We start from the raw sequence: 22,126 nt of genomic DNA on the forward strand, positions 1-22,126 counted from the left end.
CAGAATTTGCCTGGCGGCAATAGCGCGGTGGTCCCACCTGACCCCATGCCGAACTCAGAAGTGAAACGCCGTAGCGCCGATGGTAGTGTGGGGTCTCCCCATGCGAGAGTAGGACACTGCCAGGCATTAATTAAAGTCGAAAGCCTCATGCGAAAGCATGGGGCTTTTTGCTGTGTGCGAAAGAAAGAATTGCCGCCATTCTCCTCAATTTTCACCCCAGTCTTCAATGTGCATCACATAAATCACGCTATATTCTTCGCCCGCTATTTCTGAGATATCCCTTCTAATATATAAACCTGGTTGTATGATTTATCACACGACATGGATAAATTTTCGTCTTAATACCCTCATGATATTGTCGGCCTACTTTTAAATCCTTTTAAAATGTAGGTGAAATAATATGAGCGAAGAATATAAAGAAACTGTCTCCCTGAGGGAACATGCTGATAAAACAGCTGCTTTATTGGCAAGAATAGACTTTAATACGGAAATTAAAGATGTTTCAGGTAATAACAGTATAGAAAAAGTCACGGGAAATATTGTTCTCACTAAAAACAATATTGGTCAGGACGGATATTTCGAAAAAGGCTCTATTTCTTTGGTGAAGGATAAATTTTTATTCTCTACCGATCGTAACCTGAGTCTATCATTCTGGATTAAATCTGGTACATCAAGTGATGGCGTAATTATCTCTAATAAAGACTGGGGGAAAGGTTCTAATATTGGTTGGTTGCTGGGTATTAATAAGGATTATTTGGTTTGTAACTGGAAAGGTGCCTCCCGATCCCGCCTAGACCTGGGAGCTGAACAAAACATTAAAATTGCAGACAACCGTTGGCATCATGTTGCCGTTACGTTTGATCGTCAGGGTGACGCTGTCTTCTATAAGGATGGAGAAGAGGTTTATACCATTAACATTGCCAACTCTGGCAATATTGATAGTAACTATGCCACGGTGATTGGGGCTGATGCGCTGGGTAAATATTCTCTGGATGGTTGTCATCTGGATGAGTTGGCGATCCATGATAAGCTCCTAAGCCACGAGGAAATTAAGCAAAGATTTTATGATCTAAAAGATAAACTACAAAAGTCATTAGCAGTATTGATGAACTTTGACGATGATTTGAAAGACAGTTCAGACCAAGGCTACCATGGTGTGGCTACCGGAGATATTAGCTTTGTTCGTGGTTTTGACGGCAAAGCTGCTAAGTTGACGAAATCTTATATTACACTGCCTCAAAGTGAGCTGTTCCCGGCGCTGGATGGGGATTTCAGCGTTTCTTTCTGGATTAAAAGCAATGCACAATATGAGGGTGTTATATTTTCGAATAAAGACTGGAGTGTTGGTGGAAATATAGGTTGGGTTATCGGTATTAGTGGTGAAAAACTGCGGTGGAACTGGAAAGGTATTTATGGTGGCCGGTTAGATGTCAGTGATATTCTCATTGCTGACTTTAAATGGCACCATGTTGCTATTACGCATAATAGGCGTGGCGATGCTATTTTTTATATCGATGGGCAGGAGAGAAAACGCATCTCCATCGCCGGCACTGGCCATACCAATACTCATTTGGATTTCAATATTGGCGCCGATGGATGGGGTAAGTACCGCCTGGAAAATGCTTTGCTTGACCGCGTTCAGATATCAAACACTATTATTTCGCCTCAGCAGGTTCAACAGGAGTATGAAGCTTATGCCCAACAACTTGTTCCTGTTCTTAAAACCCTTCACTACTCGTTTGATGGCACTTTGAATGAAAGCACAGATAAAGGCTACCATGCTATCGCTCACGGCAAAGAGGCATATACACCAAACTTTGCTACCAGTGCATTTCTGTTCGACGGAAAAACCTTCCTCACTGTTCCCAATGCAGAATTACCAAACGATTTAGCCGGTGATTTCAGCCTGTGTTTTTGGATCAACTCCCCAACGGTGAATCAAGAACAAACGATTATCGCGAATAAAGACTGGAACAGTGGCAGCAATCCCGGCTGGCAGGTGGGGATCCATGAAAATACGTTGAGCTGGAACTGGAAAGGCAGTAATGCAAGTCGTTACGATCTTGGTGCGGACCACCCGATCCATATGGCTGATGGCAGATGGCACCAAATCACAGTGAGTCACGATCGTGCTGGCAATGCTTGTTTTTATAAAGATGGTGTACTGCAACGACAGATTGATATTCGCTCTTCGGGTGATACAACAACGGCTCTGGATATCGCTATTGGTGCAGATGCCAAGGGCCAATTTCGTTTAAGTAACGAAACGCAGATTGATGAATTACGGATTATCAACCGAGTCGTCAGTGCACCAGAGGTGCTGGCATTTTACGAGGAATACCGTGATCTCGTCGTTAAACCGTTAACAGAGAAATTTAGCGGTAGCCTGGCATTAGTTGGGGCAGAACAAACGGTAGCGGACTCTGCGTTTACGCTCAATCTGCATTTGCGTACCGAAAATATGGTCAACGTGATTGATGAGTTCACCAGTGAGCTTCATTATGATCCTTCATCATTTGAATTTATTGAGGCTATCGGTAGAGATATCTCTGTGCAGGTGGCTGATGGGGGGATCTTGAAAATCAGCGGCTATGGCGGTCGTACATTTAATGATAATGATCCTCTAGACTGGCAAAAAACGAAAATGGGGGAATTACGTTTCAACACCACCGCTGTATTGGGTAATGGTGCATTCTCTTTATTGAATAGTCAGTTCTATGAAAATGGTCGCTTATATCAGATTGATTCTTTGAATGCAGAAACGCATCACGTGACTATTAATCCGGCATTATCTCTGGATCGCAATCAGGATGGCGTGATCACGCTGGCTGACGTTATTGGCGCACCCGCTGAGCAGCAAACCCGAATTGCAGAACAGCTTATTTTTATGCCTTATAAGAGAGTGTTATTTATTGGCATGGATGGTGCGGGTGCCAGTGTGAGCCCACAAGCCCCTTATTGGCCTTCAGTCGATGCGAAAAAAGAAATTGTTGGTGATCGGTTAGGTATTCCATGTTTACGAGGAGTGATCGAGCATGGTGCGGTGACCTACACAGCACAGTCAGTCATGCCATCCGACTCGGCCCCAAACTGGGGCGCGATACTTACCGGTGTAGATACCAGTAAACACGGGGTTACCAATGGTGTGGCTGCCGAAAGTTATTATCCGGAAAATAGCCCCTATCCGACGTTGTTCAAGCGGCTGCGCCAGGCGATGCCAAACCGTAAGCTTGCGGCCTACGTCTCTTGGGAGGCCATTGCCAACAGTTTGATTGAGCCTTCGCTCGGGGTGGAATGCGTCAAGGGTGATGACAAGGCCATTGTGAACAAGGCGACGGCTTATATTGCTGCAGGCAAGTTGAAAGATACCGCATTCATGATGGTTCATCTGAGCGAGATCGACTTGGCCGGGCATGTGAATGGCTATTATGGCCCTGCGTACTATCAGGCATTAGCCATTGCCGACAAACAAATAGAAACACTGCTCAGTGAGTTGGATCGGCAGGGCTTACGTGAAGATACCCTGGTGATTGTCTCGCCCGATCATGGTGGTGGCACTGAACAAGTCGATGGAACCCAAACTCAGAATTTTAGTCATGGACAAAATTCCGCCATGGCGCGAACCATCTTTATCGCGGCGAATGGTCGAACCGTGGCCAGAGAAACTCGGGGTGAAAAAATTGTTTCAGGGGGATCGACTAAAGATATTGCCGGTATGGTGCTACATGCTTTGAATATTCCCTACGTCAGCAATGAGACAGGTTTACAAAGTATGTTTGCGGCGCAGGAGAATTTGTCAGATGCCGACCTGCCGGAATGGGTAATGACCAAAGTGGTGAATACACCTTCGAATAGTGTCGCTAGCTACCAGCTGGCGCTGAAAAATAGCGAATACGATCTTTGTGCCGGTGATTTGACTATCGAATTGGAGAATACTCTGGTAGAGCGGGTTACTCCTCATTTGGCGGGTATTACCCTATTGCGTCAGGAACTGACGGCAGAAAGGTTACGTTTGGTGTTTATCTCTGACCAGCCGTTACCTGCCGGGCAGGCATTATTTACCTTCACAACGCGCAGACATTCAGCTCAGCACGGCCTGCATATTAAGGATGCGATGGTAGCCACTCAGCAAGGACGCGAGATCTTGCCGAAATTAACAGAGCAGCAGCAGACGCAAGACGATCCATTTGGCATCACGCTAAATGAAGAGATGATGACGTTGGAAGTCGGTAAAGGTTTTACTTTAATCGCCAATATTAAGGCAGTGAATGCCGGGGATCTGAACTGGGGCAATACGCACAAAGAAGTTGCTGGCTTGCAAGTGAATGAAACCTCTTGCGTGGTTACGGCGTTCCATCCTGGTCTCACCCAAATAACGGTCACCAGTGCTGACGGTGCCTATTCTGCCGTTTGTGAGGTGACGGTGGTTGCGGCTTTCACCCTGGATAACCAAGGCGTTACCGATAAAAGTCGTTATTTAATGGGCGCGGCAACGCCGGGTAGCACCCTTGAAATTACCACGGACAGCGGGGTATCGCTGAGCGGTTTGGTGGCTGATGATGGCCGTTTCAAACTTGAGCTACCGCCATTGTTGGAACATTCTCAACTTTATATTCAGGAACGTTATCCTCACGGCATCAAAGGGGTGACGCACCAATTTGAGGTGCAGCCAAGCTATAACCTGTTGTGGGATATCGCTGCCAAGGCCAGTGCCAGCAGCATATGGTTTAACCAGGCACAGTATACGGCGGATAAAGCCATTGATGGTGATGGCGGGAGCCGCTGGGCATCTCATAACCTTCCGCTGCCCGCATGGCTTACTGTGGATTTTGGGAACGAGATTAATGTCGATCTGGTGCAGATTAAAGAGTATGAGTCTCGGGTAAGTGCTTTTACCCTTGAAATTCTGCAAAACGGGCAGTGGTTACCGGTTTATCAGGGAACGACCCTTGGCCCACAGGCCAAACTTTATTTCCCGCGCGTTAAAGCATCACAAATCCGGCTGAATATTACGGCAGCAAGCGATTTACCTTCCATCTATGAACTGCAAGTTTTTGATACGGAAATGCCGCCGGTTCGTGAGATTAGCGATTCAGCGTTGATTGATCTGGAAGCCAGAAAAAGCTTCAATTTCTTCTGGGAAATGGCGAATAGTGATCCTGCCAGCCCTGGTTACGGATTGGTGAGCGATTCGAAAACATCCGAAATTTGTAATGTGGCACAGGTCGGTTTTGCCTTGTCGGCGATTCCGATTGGCATTGATAATGGTTGGATTAGCAGAGAAGAAGGGGTTTCCCGCACGGTGGGCACGCTGAATATGCTGCTGAACCATGCTGAACAGCATAAGGGGTTCTTCTATCATTTCCTGAACAAGTCGACCGGGAAACGAGCCTGGACTTCTGAACTTTCAACCATTGATACCACGCTGGCGCTGAATGGGGTGATTGTTGCCGGCGAATACTTCGGTGGTGAGATAAAACAAATGGCGGACCAGATTTATCATAAGGTCGAATGGCCATGGTTCCGCGATGCCAAGACCAATCAGTTTTATATGGCCTGGTTCCCGGAAAATGGCGGCGGGTTCCATGATATCAAATGGTCAGGTCCGGTAGAGCAAGCCAGCATGTATGTTCTGGCGGCAGGTTCCCCGACGTATCCGGTCAGTGGCGATATGTTCTATAGCATTGGCCGTGACAAGCGATCCTATCGTGGCAGTAAACCGGTATTTGACACCTGGTTCGGGTCCAGTTTTACCAATCAATTCTCGAATGCCTGGGTCGATTTCCGTGGCAAGGTCGATAAGCTGGGTGATGACTGGTTTAATGACGGGGTGCTTAGCTCGCAAATCAGTCGCCAATACAGCATTGATGAACAGGATAACTTCAAAACCTTCGGTCCTGACTCATGGGGGTTATCGGCGGGCCAGGGGCCGGATGGCAGTTATCATGGCAACTATGGTGCGCCGCCGGCAACCGCTGCCAATACGGATGGCACCATGGTGATCTCCGGTGCGGTAGGGGCAATGGTGTTCACGCCAAAAGAGTCACTGGCAGCCATGCAAAACTATTACCGAAATCACCCATATACCTGGGGGAAATACGGTTTTAACAGCGGGTATAACCTGGATGTTACGCCACACTGGTACGCTTCATCGGTCAACGGCCTGGAAAAAGGGATCAGCGTGATCATGCTGGAAAACTATCGCTCCGGTCTCATTTGGCAGCTGTATATGCAAAATGAGGCGATTAAGCAGGGGATTGCGGCTATTGGCTTGAAGGTACACGAAGAGTAAAGTCACCGGCAGGAAAGAGCCTATTGCTTAGTCTTGGTGATGCGATAAGAGCGGGTTCAGCATGCTGAACCCGCTGGTTTATGGTTAATGTGAACTGCCCTGGGAAATACCCAGGCCGGTTTGTGAACGTACAAATTGGAAGCGGAAACGTTCACGCTCTTGCTGCCCGGCCAATGAGCTGTCGGTCACCGAGAACAGCCAGGTACCGATAAAGGCGACCAGCATCGAGAACAGTGCTGGATATTCATAAGGATAAATGGCTTTCTCGTGTCCCAGGATCTGCACCCAGATGGTTGGGCCGAGGATCATCAGGATCACCGCCGTCAGCAGACCTAACCAACCGCCGATCATCGCGCCGCGAGTGGTCAGGCGTGACCAGTACATCGAAAGAATGATAATCGGGAAGTTACAACTGGCCGCAATCGAGAAGGCCAGTCCGACCATAAAGGCGATATTCTGTTTCTCGAACAAAATCCCCAGTGCAATGGCCACAATACCCAGGATCACCACGGTAATCTTTGAAACCCGCAGTTCATCACGTTCAGTTGCCTTGCCGTTTTTAATTACACTGGCGTACAAATCATGAGATACCGCAGAGGCCCCTGCCAGCGTCAGGCCGGCAACCACCGCCAGAATGGTGGCAAAAGCAACCGCCGAGATAAAGCCGAGGAAGAAGTTGCCGCCCACCGCGTTGGCCAAATGCACCGCCGCCATGTTGGTGCCACCTAATAGTGCCCCGGTGGCGTCTTTGAATACCGGATTAGGGCCAACTAACAGGATCGCACCGAAGCCGATAATAAAGGTCAGGATGTAGAAGTAACCGATAAAACCGGTGGCATAGAACACGCTCTTACGGGCCTCTTTAGCGTCACTGACGGTAAAGAAGCGCATCAGAATGTGCGGCAGACCAGCGGTACCAAACATCAGCGCCAGCCCCAGTGAGAGTGCAGAAATAGGATCGGACACCAGCCCGCCAGGGCTCATGATGGCGATGCCTTTCGGATGAACCTTCACGGCCTCGGCAAACAGGGTATTGAAGTCAAAATTGACCGATTTCATCACCATTAGCGCCATAAAGCTGGCACCAGCCAATAACAGCACGGCTTTGATAATCTGCACCCAGGTGGTCGCCAGCATGCCGCCGAACAGCACGTACAGCACCATCAAAATACCGACCAGGATGACCGCCACGTGATAGTTAAGGCCAAACAGCAACTGGATCAGCTTACCGGCGCCTACCATCTGAGCAATCAGGTACAGCGCGACCACCACCAGTGAACCACAGGCGGAGAGGGTGCGGATCGGCTTTTGCTTCAGTCGGTAAGAAGCCACGTCAGCAAAGGTATAACGGCCCAGGTTGCGTAGGCGTTCTGCAATCAGGAACAAAATGATTGGCCAGCCGATCAGGAAGCCGATGGAGTAAATCAGCCCGTCATAGCCAGAGGTATACACCAGGGCGGAAATACCGAGGAAAGAGGCGGCTGACATAAAATCGCCGGCAATCGCCAGACCGTTCTGCAAACCGGTAATTTTCCCACCTGCAGTGTAGTAGTCCTGGCGTGAGCGGGTGCGTTTGGAAGCCCAGTAGGTGATGTATAGCGTAGCGCCGACAAACAGCACGAACATGACGATCGCCTGAATGTTCAAGGGTTGACGCTGAACTTCCCCCCCAATGGCATCGGCAAAGGCCAGGCCCGGTAGCGTCAGCAGGGCGGCGGCAGGCAGTAAACGCTTCATTTCTTCACCTCACGCAGGATTTCTGCAGTCAGGCGATCGAACTCGCCGTTGGCGCGGAATACGTAGATCCCGGTCAGCACAAAAGAGATAACGATCAGGCCTACGCCTACCGGGATCCCGCGGGTAATGGTTGATCCTTCGGCGATCGGCGTGCCCAACCACTGAGGATCGAAAGCGATCAATAAAATAAAGCTGACATACAGTGCCAGTGTAATCAGTGAAAGCAGCCAGGCAAAGCGGCTACGTTTTCGCACCAATTCGATAAAGCGCGGGTTTTCCTCAATCCCTTGATAAATGGTGTCATTCATCAGAGCATCTCCAGTAGGTATTGATAGAGTCCGCCGCGCTTGAAGCCGACCATCGGGGACTTCCCGCTGATCGGCCTGAGGCGGCGGAAATTAGGACGGAACTTTCATTGATTGTTTTTCTTCCAACAGCTTTTCGACTACGGCCGGATCCGCCAGCGTTGAGGTATCCCCCAGGTTGCTGGTATCGCCGGCGGCAATTTTGCGCAGGATGCGGCGCATGATCTTGCCGGAACGCGTTTTAGGCAGTGAATCTGTCCAATGCAGGACATCCGGCGTGGCGATCGGCCCTATCTCTTTGCGTACCCAGTTACGCACTTCGGTATACAGCTCAGGCGTGGGCTCTTCACCGTGGTTCAGCGTGATATAGGCGTAAATCGCCTGGCCCTTGATGTTATGTGGAATGCCGACCACCGCCGCTTCGGCGATTTTCGGGTGGGAGACCAGTGCTGACTCAATCTCGGCGGTGCCCAGACGGTGACCGGAGACGTTAAGCACGTCATCGACGCGACCGGTGATCCAGTAGTATCCGTCTTCGTCACGGCGTGCGCCGTCACCGCTGAAATACATGCCTTTAAAGGTGGAGAAGTAGGTTTGCTCGAAACGATCGTGGTCGCCGAACAGGGTGCGAGCCTGGCCAGGCCAGGAGTCGGTGATCACCAGGTTACCCTCACAGGCACCTTCTTGCGGGTTACCGAGGTTATCGACCAGCGCCGGCTGTACGCCGAAGAATGGTCGCGTAGCGGAACCGGCTTTCAGTTCGGTGGCGCCAGGCAGCGGGGTGATCATAAAGCCGCCGGTTTCGGTCTGCCACCAGGTGTCGACGATCGGGCATTTACCGTTGCCGATTTTATTGTAATACCACTCCCAGGCTTCCGGGTTGATCGGCTCTCCAACCGAACCCATGATGCGCAGCGAGTCACGTTTGGTCCCTTCGATCGCCTTGTCACCTTCGGCCATCAGGGCTCGAATGGCGGTCGGTGCGGTGTACAGGATATTAACCTGATGCTTGTCGATCACCTGCGACAGACGGTTAACACCCGGGTAGTTTGGCACCCCTTCGAACATCAGCGTAATGGCGCCGCAGGCCAGCGGGCCGTACAGCAGATAGCTGTGGCCAGTGACCCAACCGACGTCGGCGGTACACCAGTACACGTCGCCGTCGTGATAATCGAATACGTATTTAAAGGTCATGGCGGCATACACCAGATAGCCGCCGGTGGTGTGCAGCACGCCCTTGGGTTTACCGGTCGAGCCGGAGGTATAAAGGATAAACAGCGGGTCTTCCGCATTCATCTCTTCCGGTGGGCAGTCGGCCGAAACATCCTGGGTCAGTTCATGCCACCACAGATCGCGCCCTTCCTGCCAGTAACCCGGTTTACCGGTACGCTGGAATACCACCACGTTGGTGATGCTTTTTACGCCTGGATTTTTTAGCGCGTCATCGACGTTTTTCTTCAGCGGGACGGCACGTCCGGCACGCAGGCCTTCGTCAGCGGTGATAACCAGTTTGGAGTTGGAGTCGATAATGCGCCCGGCGACCGCTTCCGGAGAGAAACCGCCAAAGATCACCGAATGCACTGCCCCGATACGGGCGCAGGCCAGCATGGCGACGGCGGCTTCCGGCACCATTGGCATATAGATAGCCACGACGTCGCCTTTCTTCACGCCCAGCTTTCTCAGCACGTTGGCGAATTGGCAGACATCATGGTGCAATTGTTTGTAAGTCACCTGTTTTGACTGAGTGGGATCGTCACCTTCCCAGATAATGGCGGTTTGGTCGCCGCGTTCGGCCAGGTGGCGATCGAGGCAGTTAGCCGCCAGGTTCAGGGTGCCGTCTTCAAACCAGCGAATGCTGATATGGCCCGGATCGAACGAGGTGTTTTTGACCCGGCTATAAGGTTTAATCCAGTCCAGGATTTTTCCCTGCTCGCCCCAGAACGTTTCTGGGTCTTGCACAGACTGTTGATAATATTGTTGATATTGTGTCGAATTAATCAGGGCGTGTTCTGCAATTGCAGAAGGAATAGCGTGTTTATGCACTTGGCTCATGGCTTTTCTCCTTGAAGTTGTTAATAATATGTCAACTGAAGGTTAAGTATAGTTTGCTCCGATTCTTTGTTTCTTTTTTGCGCGGCAGATCACGCAACGAAGATATTGATTTGTAATAGTTCTGCCTCATTTGCGTTGGTCATCTACCTGCTTGGTGAGACAAAACGTTCAGATAGGCGGTTTTTGCCAGAAAACACTATCTAAAGAACTAAAAAGAATAAACAACCCGCCAATAAACTCACCTTTTATCGCTAATAGTTAATGTCATACACCTGGTATTAAATCCCGATTAAATCATTTTGGAACATGGCTGATTGTTAATATTCGATATTGATATTAATAATTGGATAGTCAGCCAACTTCACTAATAAATAAATTTAGTTGAAGTTTTTCGGCTGAAATATGATGGAGGTATAGGGGCGCATTGTCAGTGATTTTCATTTTAAAAACTTTAATGCAACATAATACAAACATCCTCATTGGACTAAATATGCAAGTTTAGTGGGAATTAACGCATTTTCATCCGGTGAAAATATTAATCCATCAGAGTATTCCGTGACCTGCATCACATAAGATTATGCTTTTAATAACAGTGGATTATGCCATTTAAAATTAAAGATAAAAATTAAATTGGTTAAATATCATTCTGAGGCCTGATGAAACAAGGCTTGCAGACCATGCCTTTCAAATGGTAAAGATTTAAACAGCGTCACACTAAGGGCAGGTGAGCGCTTGCTTGTCATTAACATAAGCCTGTATTAAATGATTAATTATTCTTTTCGGCGCATTACTATAAATGTGCCGAAAAGAGTCTTTGAGGACTTTTAGGGTATGAAGAGTGTAAAAATCAGTCTTGCCTGGCAAATTATGATCGCGCTGGTGCTGGGTATTATCGTTGGAGCCGTGCTCCATAATCAGGTTGAATCACGAGAGTGGTTGGTCAGTAATATTCTTAGTCCGGCTGGTGACATATTTATTCGCCTGATTAAGATGATTGTGGTGCCGATCGTTATTTCTACGCTGGTTGTGGGTATTGCCGGTGTGGGGGATGCGAAGAAGCTGGGCCGTCTCGGGTTGAAAACCATTATTTATTTCGAAGTGATCACCACTATCGCCATAGTGGTGGGGCTGACACTGGCTAACGTTTTTCAACCCGGTCACGGCATCGACATGTCGACGCTGACTGCGGTCGATATCTCGCAGTATCAAAAAACCACCGAACAGGTGCAAAGTGGCTCGCACAGCCTGGTTGGCACCCTTCTGTCGTTGATTCCGTCGAACATCTTCGCTTCGATGGCCAAAGGCGACATGCTACCGATTATCTTCTTCTCGGTGCTGTTTGGTCTTGGGTTGTCTTCATTGCCGAAAGAAACCAAAGAGCCGCTGCTGAAGGTGTTTAAAGCCGTTTCGGAAAGCATGTTCAAAGTCACCCATATGATCATGCGTTATGCGCCGATTGGGGTGTTTGGTTTGATCTCAGTGACGGTCGCCAATTTTGGCTTCGCCTCGTTGTTACCCTTGGCCAAGCTGGTATTGCTGGTGTACTTCGCTATCGCCTTCTTTGCGCTAGTGGTATTGGGTGCCGTTGCCCGCATCTGTAACCTGCGTATCTGGACGCTGATCCGTATTCTGAAGGACGAACTGATCCTGGCTTTCTCTACCGCCAGTTCGGAAACGGTGCTGCCGCGCATCATTGAAAAGATGGAGGCTTATGGCGCACCCAAGGCGATCACCAGCTTTGTGGTGCCGACCGGTTATTCCTTCAATCTGGATGGTTCGACGCTGTATCAGAGCATTGCGGCCATCTTTATCGCCCAGCTGTACGGCATTGAGCTTTCTCTGGGCCAGGAGATTGTGCTGGTGGTGACGTTGATGCTTACCTCTAAGGGCATTGCCGGCGTGCCGGGTGTTTCTTTTGTGGTGCTGTTGGCGACTCTGGGGAGTGTAGGGATCCCGCTGGAAGGTTTAGCGTTTATTGCTGGCGTAGATCGCATCCTGGATATGGCACGTACCGCACTGAATGTCGTGGGCAATGCGCTGGCGGTGCTGGTGGTGGCTAAATGGGAGCATCAGTTCGACAGCAAAAAGGCGTTGGCCTTCGAGAAAGAGTTCTTGTCCGGCAAGATGAAACAGATAAAAGAGTCTTAATCGCCATTCTGCGCGATGATTGGAAAACCCGCCTGGTGACGGGTTTTTTTTATCGTCTACCTCGGGATCAACATGCGGGTGCGGAGCCCTGAGGCGGCAGGAAGCGCAGTGGATCCAATGCGGTAGCACGATAACGGATTTGGAAGTGCAGCATCACCTTGTCGGTACCGGTGCTGCCCATGGTGGCAATCTTCTGCCCGGCTTTCACTTCCTGAGCGTTGCGAACCAACAGGGTGTTGTTGTGGGCGTAAGCGCTGATGTACTCATCATTGTGTTTTATCATAATCAGATTGCCATAACCCCGCAGCTGGTTGCCAACGTACACCACCCGTCCTTTGGCTGCGGCAAACACCGGCTGACCACGGTTACCGGCGATATCAATACCTTTATTGCCCCCGTCGGCGGTGGAATACTTGCTGACGATATTGCCCTGGGTTGGCCAACGCCAGCATTTGATACTGCTGCGGATCGGTGGTGTAACGGCTGCAATCTGGCTGGTAGACTGCGTTTTGCGTGATTTGCCCTTCTTCGCCGTCGCATTATTCAGCGCCAGCTTTTGGCCAATCTCCAGGTTGTAGGGTTTGGGGATCTTATTACGCCGCGCCAACTCGCTGACTTCACTGTTGGTGATCCAGGCAATATAGAACAGCGTATCGCCGCGTTTAACGGTATAGGTGTTGCCGTTATAACTGCCTCTGGCCAACTGATCATAATCACGGTTGTAGCTGTTCGATTTTTTTCCGGAGCCGCACCCCAGTAATCCCAGACTGATCATGCACACGGCAATCAGTCGCCATACAGCGAATGTGCTTCCCATACTCAAATATCGTCCTTAAACGTCGTCGCGCCCTATTGTGATCCGCCTATAGTAACATCAACGGTCAGGTGGTCAAAAACGCCGCCATGGACTAAATTTGCCGGGATTAGGATATGGCGGGCAGGGAGTTAAGGCATCCTGTTTTGCCCTTGTGGCTCAATAACACTCATGGATTGGAAAAAGCTCACGTGCAGGAAACCTTAACGCTCTCGAGTTATTTGGTACTGGCGGCCACATTATTGGTGGCGTATGTCATTTTCGGCATCGCCGGTTTTGGTTCTGCGTTAGTCGCCAGTCCGATAATGGCACTCTATATGCCGGTGGCGAAAATCGTTCCCTTACTGGCTCTGCTGGATATGTGCGCGGCGATTGTTAATGTCAGTCGCGACGGGCGGAACGCGCAATGGCCTGAATTAAAACGGCTGATTCCATTAATGGTCATCGGCAGTCTGCTAGGGGCGGCGATCCTGCTGAAAACCCGGCCAGAGATCCTGTTGCTGGCGCTGGGGATTTTTGTGGTGTTTTACGCGCTCTATTCACTCAGTGGTTTAAAGCCTGACCGGCAATTCTCACCCAGGGCGGCTGTGCCTTTCGGTTTGGTTGGCGGGGTATTCAGCGCGCTTTTTGGCAGCGGCGGTTTTATTTACGCTATTTATCTCAGTGGGCGGATTGAGAAAAAAGAAGCTTTCCGCATCACTCAGACCACGCTGATAGGCATGAGCACCCTGACCCGAGTGGTGATTTTTGCCTTGGCCGGTGTTTATCTGGACGTTGATTTATTACTGCTGGCATTAGTGCTGGTGCCGGGCATGTTGGTGGGGATTACTCTGGGCCGTTACTTCACGTTGAAGATGTCACGTGAGCAATTCCTCAGGCTTATCAATGTGATCTTGCTGGGCTCGGGCGCCATGCTGATTGTCAGGTACTTTAGTTAACGACGATGGCGGGGCGAAGTTGAACCCCAACGGTTATAGCTCACCAGATTACCCTCGATGATATGTCAATGGATGGGTATTTGAGGCAGAAAACAATTTCCGAATGTCGTTGAGTATTCGTATTAAAATTAGATGGATAATTGTTTTTAGACTGAATGCTTGATTGTGCAAATAATATTATTCTATGGATATTTTTATACGTAATTAACGTATGAATCGGTATCGATTATTTTTGTTGGCTGGCAAGTTGATAATGCATTACCTATAACTAACTGGGTGTTTAATTTATAGAATTGTAAGCGCGCTAACAATTCAAAATCCATTAATATCTAATTGATAGGGTATTTATTTAAGTAATAGGAAAAATCTTGACTGGCGGTGATTGAAAAAATCTAACATGAAATCTTGGATAAGATGCGTTGCTTTTTTATTGTAAAAATACAGTAAAAATAGTGTGTTGTGCGTGAGTTATTTGTGGGTGGGTCGGGGCGTTACAAGGCTTGATTTTATTATTGTGAATAATAAGGTGATCTTGTTTTTCCTGCTTTTCCCGTAACTCTAACTGGTTGAAAATAATATTTTTAACCGGTGATGAGGTGGTGCTTAATTAGGGTTGTGAGGGGGCGGTTCGCGTGAGGATATATCGCCGAGTTAATTCTGAAACGGAATTTGCACTTTTTAGATTAGATTCTAGTCTGAATTAGAACCTAATTTAACATCTCCACTACTTCCTATGGGAGAGTGTCATGAGCAAACCGATCAAGAATATCGTCATCGTGGGTGGCGGCACTGCGGGCTGGATGTCCGCCTCGTACCTCGTCCGGGCGCTCCAACAGCAGGCGAACATTACGCTCATCGAATCTGCGACGATCCCCCGGATCGGTGTGGGCGAGGCGACCATCCCAAGTTTGCAGAAGGTGTTCTTCGACTTCCTCGGGATACCGGAACAGGAGTGGATGCCCCAGGTGAACGGCGCCTTCAAGGCCGGCATCAAGTTCGTGAATTGGAGAGCGTCTCCCGACCACTCGCGCAACGATTACTTCTACCATTTGTTCGGCAATGTGCCGAGCTGCGACGGTGTGCCGCTTACCCACTACTGGCTGCGCAAGCGCGAACAGGGCTTTCAGCAGTCGATGGCTTACGCCTGCTACCCGCAGCCCGGGGCGCTCGATGGCAATCTGGCACCGTGCCTGCATGACGGCACCCGTCAGATGTCCCACGCGTGGCACTTCGACGCGCACTTGGTGGCCGATTTCTTGAAGCGCTGGGCCGTCGATCGCGGGGTGAACCGAGTGGTCGATGAGGTCGTGGAGGTTAACCTGAACGAGCACGGCTTCATCTCCAGCCTGTTCACCAAAGAGGGCCGGAAGCTGGAGGCGGATCTGTTCATCGACTGCTCAGGCATGCGGGGGCTGTTGATCAACCAGGCCCTGAAAGAGCCCTTCATTGACATGTCCGACTACCTGCTGTGCGACAGCGCGGTCGCCACCGCCGTACCCAACGACGACACGCAAGGGGGGGTCGAACCCTATACCTCCTCGATTGCCATGAACTCGGGGTGGACCTGGAAGATTCCGATGCTGGGTCGGTTCGGCAGCGGCTACGTCTTCTCAAGCAAGTTCACCTCCCGCGACCAGGCCACCACCGACTTCCTCAACCTCTGGGGCCTTTCGGACAATCAGCCGCTCAATCAGATCAAGTTCCGGGTCGGGCGCAACAAGCGGTCGTGGGTCAACAACTGCGTCTCTATCGGGCTGGCGTCGTGCTTTTTGGAGCCCCTGGAATCGACGGGGATTTACTTCATCTACGCGGCGCTTTACCAACTCGTGAAGCACTTCCCCGACACCTCGTTCGACCCGCGGTTGGCCGACGCGTTCAACGCCGAGATCACCTACATGTTCGACGACTGCCGAGACTTTGTCCAAGCGCACTATTTCACTTCGTCACGCGAAGACACGCCGTTCTGGCTTGCGAACCGGCACGACCTGCGGCTCTCCGACTCCATCAAAGAGAAGGTTGAGCGCTACAAGGCGGGGCTGCCGTTGACCACCACGTCGTTCGACGATTCCACGTACTATGAGACCTTCGACTTCGAATTCAAGAACTTCTGGTTGAACGGAAACTACTACTGCATCTTTGCCGGCCTGGGCATGCTGCCCGACCGGTCGCTGCCGCTCTTGCAATTGCGACCGGAGTCGATCGAAAAGGCCGAGGTGATGTTCGCCCGCATCCAGCGTGAGGCCGAGCGTCTGCGGGCGAGCCTGCCGACGAACTATGACTACCTGCGGTCGCTACGCGAGCGCGGAGCGGGGCTGTCTCGACCCGGGCCGACGCCCGCGTCGCCGGAGAGCCGGTAGTGGAGCGCGTCCTGGACCGGGCATGCGTATTCGCCGCCACGCACGCTGCCGTGGCAACCTGCGATCCGCTGCAGGCTCGCTCGCTCGTTTTGCAACTGCCGGGCCTGAACCGTAACAAGGACGTGCCCGGTATCGTCGGCCTGCTGCGTGAGTTCCTCCCGGTGCGCGGTGTGCCCTCCGGCTGGGGCTTCGTCGAAGCCGCCGCCGCGATGCGGGACATTGGGTTCTTCCTGGGATCGCTCAAGCGGCACGGACACGAACCCGTGGACGTGGTGCCCGGGCTCGAGCCGGTGCTGCTCGACCTGGCACGCATGACCGACTTGCCGCCGCGTGAGACGCTCCTGCATGTGACGGTCTGGAACCCCGCGACGGTCGACGCGCAACGGAGCTACACCGGGCTCAGCGACGAAGCGCACCTGCTTGAGAGCGTGCGCATCTCGATGGCGGCCCTCGAGGCGGCCATCACGGTGACCGTCGAGCTGCACGACGTACCCTTGAGGTCGCCCGCGTTCGCGCAAGGGTGCGACGACCTGGCAGCCTATCTGCAAAAAATGGTCGAATCGATTGTTTACGCGTACCGCTTCATCTCGCCGCAGGTCTTCTACGATGAACTCCGCCCCTTCTATGAACCGATTCGCGTCGGGGGCCAGAGCTACCTTGGCCCCGGTGCCGTAGAAATGCCCCTCTTCGTGCTGGATCACGTCCTGTGGGGCTCGCAATCGGACCACCAGGCTTATCGAGAATTCAAAGAGACGTACCTGCCCTATGTACTTCCCGCGTACAGGGCGGTCTACGCTCGGTTCGCTGGGAGGCCGTCGCTCGTCGACCGCGCGATCGGCGAGGCGCGAGTAGGTGCGCAGGGCGAACCCGTCCGGGCCGGGCTGGCGGCCCTCAACCGGATCTTCGTGGTCCTGCTGCGCTTTCGGGCACCTCATGTTCAATTGGCGGGGCGGGTGTACGAAGCCGGGCGAAGCGGCCCGGCAATCGGCAGTGGAGGGTACGCGCCCAGCATGCTCGGCGATCTGGTCACGCTCACGCTTGCCGCGCGCTCCCGCATTCGCACCGCTCTCAACGAGTTCTGACGCGCACGGCCATCTGTTCCATCTCATTAAGGAGATTTGCCCTCATGACTCAGAAGATCCCCGAGAACGGGCGCGATAACAACCACTTCGACGTGATCATCCTCGGCTCGGGCATGTCCGGCACCCAGATGGGGGCTATCCTGGCCAAACAGCAGTTTCGCGTGCTGATCATCGAGGAGTCGTCGCACCCGCGGTTCACGATCGGCGAATCGTCGATTCCCGAGACGTCTCTAATGAACCGTATCATCGCCGATCGCTACGGCATTCCGGAGCTCGACCACATTACGTCGTTCTACTCGACGCAGCGTTACGTCTCGTCGAGCACGGGCATTAAGCGCAACTTCGGCTTCGTGTTCCACAAACCCGGTCAGGAGCACGACCCGAAGGAGTTCACACAGTGCGTCATCCCCGAGTTGCCCTGGGGACCGGAGAGCCATTATTACCGGCAAGACGTCGACGCCTACCTGTTGCAAGCCGCCATTAAATACGGCTGCACGGTCCGCCAGAAGACTAAAGTGACCGAATACCACGCCGATAAAGACGGCGTCGCGGTGACCACCGCCGAGGACGAACGGTTCACCGGCCGGTACATGATCGACTGCGGAGGACCCCGCGCGCCGCTCGCGACCAAGTTCAATCTCCGCGAAGAGCCGTGTCGCTTCAAGACGCACTCGCGCAGCCTCTACACGCATATGCTCGGGGTCAAGCCGTTCGACGATATTTTCAAGGTCAAGGGGCAGCGCTGGCGCTGGCACGAGGGGACCTTGCACCACATGTTCGAGGGCGGCTGGCTCTGGGTGATTCCGTTCAACAACCATCCGCGGTCAACCAACAACCTGGTGAGCGTCGGCCTGCAGCTTGACCCGCGTGTCTACCCGAAAACGGACATCTCCGCGCAGCAAGAATTCGACGAGTTCCTCGCGCGGTTCCCGAGCATCGGGGCGCAGTTCCGCGACGCCGTACCGGTGCGTGACTGGGTCAAAACCGACCGCCTGCAGTTCTCGTCGACCACCTGCATCGGCGATCGCTACTGCCTGATGCTGCACGCGAACGGGTTCATCGACCCGCTCTTCTCCCGGGGGCTCGAGAACACTGCGGTGACCATCCACGCGCTCGCGGCGCGCCTCATCAAGGCGCTGCGCGACGATGACTTCTCCCCTGATCGCTTCGAGTACATCGAACGCCTGCAGCAAAAGCTTTTGGACCACAACGACGACTTCGTCAGCTGCTGCTACACGGCGTTCACGGACTTCCGCTTGTGGGACGCGTTCCACAGGCTGTGGGCAGTCGGCACGATCCTCGGGCAGTTCCGGCTTGTGCAAGCCCACGCGAGGTTCCGTGCGTCGCGCGACGAGGGCGACCTCGATCATCTCGACAACGACCCCCCGTACCTCGGGTACCTGTGCGCAGACATGGAGGGGTACTACCAGTTGTTCAACGACGCCAAAGCCGAGATCGAGGCCGTAAGCGCCGGGCTCAAGCCGACCGGGGAGGCCGCGGCGCGGATCCACGCCCTCATCGACGAACGAGACTTCGCCAAGCAGATGTTCGGTTTCGGGTACTGCATCACCGGGGACAAGCCGCAGCTCAACAACTCGAAGTACAGTCTACTGCCGGCGATGAAGCTGATGCACTGGACACAAACCAGCGCGCCGGCAGAGGTGAAAAAGTACTTCGACTACAACCCGATGTTCGCGCTGCTCAAGGCGTACATTACGACCCGTATCAGCTTGACTCGGAAGAAGTAATCGGCCGTTGAGGACACAAAAATGATGAGCGACATTCAATGGGTTCAAACGAGCGTCGAGGAGCATCCTTCGAGGGCGTACGACGCGACCACGAGCGTGGCCGCGAGTTGGTACGTCGCGATGCGCTCGGACGACCTCAAGGATAAGCCGACGGAGTTGACGCTCTTCGGCCGTCCGTGTGTGGCGTGGCGTGGCGCGATGGGGCAGGCCGTGGTGATGGACCGCCACTGTTCGCACCTCGGCGCGAACCTGGCCGACGGGCAGGTCAAGGACGGGTGCATCCAGTGCCCGTTTCATCACTGGCGGTACGACGAGCAGGGCCAGTGCGTTCATATCCCCGGTCACAACCAGACGGTGCGCCGGCTGGAGCCCGTGCCGCGATCGGTGCGCCAGCCGACGTGGGTCACCGCCGAGCGATACGGCTACGTGTGGGTCTGGTACGGCTCCCCAGAGCCGCTGCACCCGCTGCCCGAAATCGCCGCAGCTGATATCGACAACGGCGACTTTATGCACCTGCACTTCGCGTTCGATACGACGACGGCTGTCTTGCGGATTGTAGAGAACTTCTACGACGCGCAACACGCGTCCCCCGTGCACGAGCTCCCGATCTCGGCCTTCGAGCTCAAGCTGTTTGACGATTGGCACCCGTGGCCGGAGGTTGAGTCTCTGGCACAGGCGGGCGCGTGGTTCGGTGCCGGGATCGACTTCACCGTGGACCGGTATTTCGGGGCCTTCGGCATGCTGGCTCGTGTGCTCGGCCTGAACATGTCGCAGATGAACCTGCACTTCGATGGCTACCCCGGCGGGTGCGTCATGACCGTCTCGCTGGACGGAGACTTCAAATACAAGCTGCTCCAGTGTGTGACGCCGGTGAGCGACGGCAAGAACGTCATGCACATGCTCATCTCGATCAAAAAGGTGGGGGGCGTCTTGCGCCGCGCGACCGACTACGTGCTGTTCGGGCTGCAGACCCGACAGGCAGCGAAGTTCGACGTTAAAATCTGGAACGGGATGAAGCCGGACGGCGGCGGCGCGTACAGCAAGTACGATAAGCTCGTGCTCAAGTACCGTGCATTCTACCGGGGCTGGGTCGACCGCGTAGCGAGTGAGCGGTGATGCGTAGGTCGGCGCCGCTTTTTCCGAGGCATTCATGACTGTCTGGCTGTTGCAACTGGTGCTGGTGATCGCGCTCTGCAACGTCTGCGGCCGGATTGCCGAACGGCTCGGCCAGTGCGCGGTCGTCGGCGAGATCGCAGCAGGTTTGCTGTTGGGTCCTTCGCTGTTGGGCGCTATCGCCCCGGATTTTTACGATGCGTTGTTCGGCCCACACACGCTGTCGGCGATGGGGCAAGTCGGTGAAGTCGGCCTGATACTGCTGATGTTTCAGGTTGGTCTGCATATGGAGTTGGGCGAGACGCTGCGCGACAGGCGTTGGCGCATGCCCGTCGCGATCGCCGTGGGTGGGCTCGTCGTACCGGCCGCGATCGGCATGATCGTCGCCACTGTCTCGAAAGACATGCTCGCCAGCGATGCGCCGGCGCTGCCCTATATACTCTTCTGCGGTGTCGCGCTTGCGATATCAGCGGTACCGGTGATGGCGCGCATCGTCGACGACCTGGCGCTCAACGCCATGGTGGGCGCACGGCACGCCATGTCTGCCGCGATGCTGACGGATGCGCTCGGATGGATACTGCTTGCAACTATTGCTTCGCTATCGAGCGGGCCTGGTTGGGCATTTGCGCGCATGCTCGTCAGCCTGCTGGCGTATCTGCTGCTGTGCGCGTTCCTGGTGCGCTTCGTGGTTCGACCGACGCTTGTGCGGCTCGCATCGACTGCGCATGCGGCGCGCGACCGCTTGGCCGTGTTGTTATGTTTCGTCATGGCGTCGGCACTCGTGACGTCGCTGATCGGATTTCATAGCGCATTTGGCGCACTTGCGGCGGCGCTGTTCGTGCGGCGAGTGCCCGGTATTGCAAATGAGTGGCGGGAGAACGTTGAAGGTTTTGTCAGGCTTGTGCTGATGCCGGTGTTTTTCGCGTATGCGGGGCTGCATGCGTCGATCGGCACGATCGACGACGCGGCATCATGGATGTGGTTCGGCGTATTCCTCGCGGGCGGATTCATCGGCAAGTTCGGCGGCAGTTATCTGGGCGCGCGTGCCACCGGACTTGAGCCACGCGATGCGATGTTGGTGAGCTCGCTGATGAATACGCGCGGCTTGATGGAGCTCATCGTCCTGTCAATCGGTCTGCAGATGCAGATCCTTCCGCCAAAGGTCTATACGATCCTCGTGGTGTTCGCGCTGGTGACGACGGCGCTGACCGTACCGCTGGTTCGATTCACGCTGCGCGTGCAATCGCGCGCGACGTCAGCAATCCCGGACGCCGATAAGTGACGCGCATCTGGTAGGCTTCACTTTTCAACCGTTCAGGGTTATAACCAGCGTGCTTTCATGCAGAATTAGTGGTGCCCGGACTCGGACAACCGGCGTTTACGCCGTGTTGAACAACGCTTTAGCGTTGGCCCGCAGGGTGAGGCCTTTGGCCGAATAATCGAACCTGTTCGATGCAGAGTCCGTATCTCAGAAAGCAAAAAACCCGCCATAGGCGGGTTCTTCTAAATATGGTGCCCGGACTCGGACAACCGGCGTTTA

The 22,126-nt window shown here is 53.2% G+C and carries 12 protein-coding genes and 1 rRNA gene; 9 read left to right on the forward strand and 4 right to left on the reverse strand.

The genetic code is table 11. From position 1 onward, the window contains the following. Nucleotides 1–9: 9 nt before the first annotated feature. Together rrf and NHG65_RS01420 are read left to right on the forward strand one after the other, a co-directional pair. Nucleotides 10–125: ribosomal RNA gene (gene rrf, locus NHG65_RS01415) — 5S ribosomal RNA — on the forward strand. A gap of 275 nt (nt 126–400) precedes the next feature. After that, nucleotides 401–6,292, forward strand: coding sequence for a LamG-like jellyroll fold domain-containing protein (locus NHG65_RS01420; protein WP_499182864.1), 5,892 nt, complete (start codon nt 401–403; stop codon nt 6,290–6,292). A gap of 84 nt (nt 6,293–6,376) precedes the next feature. Here NHG65_RS01420 and actP read toward each other — a convergent pair whose 3' ends face one another. From actP to acs, 3 genes are all read right to left on the reverse strand, one after another. Beyond that, entirely contained in the window at nt 6,377–8,029 is a 1,653-nt protein-coding gene (gene actP, locus NHG65_RS01425; protein ID WP_099065613.1) for a cation/acetate symporter ActP, read from the reverse strand. Further along, nucleotides 8,026–8,337 (reverse strand): DUF485 domain-containing protein, encoded by a 312-nt coding sequence (locus tag NHG65_RS01430; protein WP_112347862.1) that lies wholly within the window; start codon nt 8,335–8,337, stop codon nt 8,026–8,028. Before NHG65_RS01430 ends, actP begins: the two co-directional genes overlap by 4 nt. Nucleotides 8,338–8,427: 90 nt before the next feature. Continuing rightward, on the reverse strand, nt 8,428–10,386 hold the full coding sequence (gene acs / locus NHG65_RS01435; protein ID WP_499182865.1) for an acetate--CoA ligase: 1,959 nt from the start codon (nt 10,384–10,386) through the stop codon (nt 8,428–8,430). Between the two features lie 831 nt (nt 10,387–11,217). Between acs and gltP the strand changes: the two genes are divergently transcribed. Beyond that, nucleotides 11,218–12,534, forward strand: a complete 1,317-nt coding sequence (gene gltP, locus NHG65_RS01440) for a glutamate/aspartate:proton symporter GltP (RefSeq protein ID WP_112347864.1) — start codon at nt 11,218–11,220, stop codon at nt 12,532–12,534. Between the two features lie 67 nt (nt 12,535–12,601). On the opposite strand, the gene actS is transcribed toward gltP, so the two are convergent. Continuing rightward, nucleotides 12,602–13,351: an amidase activator ActS gene (gene actS / locus NHG65_RS01445; protein WP_099065733.1), complete on the reverse strand. Its 750-nt coding sequence runs from the start codon at nt 13,349–13,351 to the stop codon at nt 12,602–12,604. Nucleotides 13,352–13,539: 188 nt separating this feature from the next. Here actS and NHG65_RS01450 point away from each other — a divergent pair, with 188 nt between their 5' ends. From NHG65_RS01450 to NHG65_RS01475, 6 genes are all read left to right on the forward strand, one after another. Further along, nucleotides 13,540–14,286, forward strand: a complete 747-nt coding sequence (locus NHG65_RS01450) for a sulfite exporter TauE/SafE family protein (protein ID WP_099065732.1) — start codon at nt 13,540–13,542, stop codon at nt 14,284–14,286. A gap of 746 nt (nt 14,287–15,032) precedes the next feature. After that, nucleotides 15,033–16,643 (forward strand): tryptophan halogenase family protein, encoded by a 1,611-nt coding sequence (locus NHG65_RS01455; protein ID WP_489844943.1) that lies wholly within the window; start codon nt 15,033–15,035, stop codon nt 16,641–16,643. Continuing rightward, nucleotides 16,643–17,725: a monodechloroaminopyrrolnitrin synthase PrnB gene (prnB, locus tag NHG65_RS01460; RefSeq protein WP_499182866.1), complete on the forward strand. Its 1,083-nt coding sequence runs from the start codon at nt 16,643–16,645 to the stop codon at nt 17,723–17,725. The genes NHG65_RS01455 and prnB overlap by 1 nt, the downstream gene beginning before the upstream one ends. A 44-nt stretch (nt 17,726–17,769) precedes the next feature. Next, on the forward strand, nt 17,770–19,473 hold the full coding sequence (gene prnC / locus NHG65_RS01465; protein ID WP_099065729.1) for a monodechloroaminopyrrolnitrin halogenase PrnC: 1,704 nt from the start codon (nt 17,770–17,772) through the stop codon (nt 19,471–19,473). A gap of 24 nt (nt 19,474–19,497) precedes the next feature. Then, on the forward strand, nt 19,498–20,589 hold the full coding sequence (gene prnD / locus NHG65_RS01470) for an aminopyrrolnitrin oxygenase PrnD (protein WP_489844947.1): 1,092 nt from the start codon (nt 19,498–19,500) through the stop codon (nt 20,587–20,589). 34 nt (nt 20,590–20,623) lie between these two features. Continuing rightward, a complete protein-coding gene (locus NHG65_RS01475; protein ID WP_261427722.1) occupies nt 20,624–21,868 on the forward strand; it encodes a cation:proton antiporter in 1,245 nt (414 codons plus the stop codon). The last annotated feature ends 258 nt before the right edge of the window (nt 21,869–22,126 follow it).

This window comes from Serratia myotis, from assembly GCF_027474885.1.
Classification (GTDB): Bacteria; Pseudomonadota; Gammaproteobacteria; order Enterobacterales; family Enterobacteriaceae; genus Serratia; species Serratia proteamaculans.